Annotated in this window: 1 protein-coding gene; it reads left to right on the forward strand. The window is 76.2% G+C overall.

From position 1 onward, the window contains the following. On the forward strand, positions 1 to 957 hold a 957-nt coding region (locus tag ACFQ87_RS46315), incomplete at both ends, for a PucR family transcriptional regulator (protein WP_380617063.1).

The raw sequence follows: 957 nt of genomic DNA on the forward strand, positions 1-957 counted from the left end.
GTACGGCTGTCGGGACTCGATCCGTACGTCGACGGCGCGATCCGCATCGTCGGCTTCTACGACACCTTGATGCGCCGTCGGGTGGACCTGCCGGCGCTCGCGCGGGCCTCGGCGGGCCTGGCCGAGTGCCTGGCGGGCATCCGGCTGCACGGCGCGGGGCGGGTGATCCGGGTCTCGCCGTACGGCACCGAGGCCACCACCGAGCTGTCGCCCGCGTCCAGCGAGGTGCCGGTCACCCTCGACGACGAGGAGATCGGCACGGTGTGGCTGGAACGCCCCGGCCCGGCGGGCCCGCTCGACGAGATCCTGCTCGACCGGCTCGCCATCGCTGTCGCGGCCGCCGTCGAACGTTACGGTCCGGCCCGCACCACCATGGCCGACCCGGCGCTGGTCGAGCTGGCGATCAGCGCAGACGGTGACGAGGCGGCCAGGGCGCGGGCGTTGCGGCTGCTGGGCTTCGCGCCCGGGGCGGCGCTCACCGTGGTCGCGGTCCGTGCGCAGCTCCCGCCGCCTCCGATGCCGCCGGGGCTACCCCTGCTCCCGCTCGACCGGATCGGCTCCCTGCTCTGCCCGGACCGGCCGGTGAAGGCGGCACCGCTCGCCGACGTGGGCGTCATCCTGACCACTGCCCCGGATCCGACCCGGCTCCCGGACGGGGTGCGGGCGGGCCTCGGCGAAGCCGGGAGCCCCGAGCGCTCCTGGCGGCAGGCCCGGACCGCCCTGCGCTTCACCACCGCGCGCGAACCCGTCGTCCGCCACACCGAGTTGGGCGCCCTCGCGCTACTGGCCGAGGTGCCTGCGGCCGCCCTGCGGGAGAACGCCGACGTCACCGCCGTCGCCCGGCTCGCCGCCGGTCCGGAGGACCTGGAGACCCTGGACACCTACTGCGCCGCCGGCTCCCTGCGCCGCGCCGCCGAGTTCCTCCACCTGCACCACAGCAGCGTCGCCCGTCGGCTC

The organism is Kitasatospora sp. NPDC056531, from assembly GCF_042794375.1.
Classification (GTDB): Bacteria; Actinomycetota; Actinomycetes; order Streptomycetales; family Streptomycetaceae; genus Kitasatospora.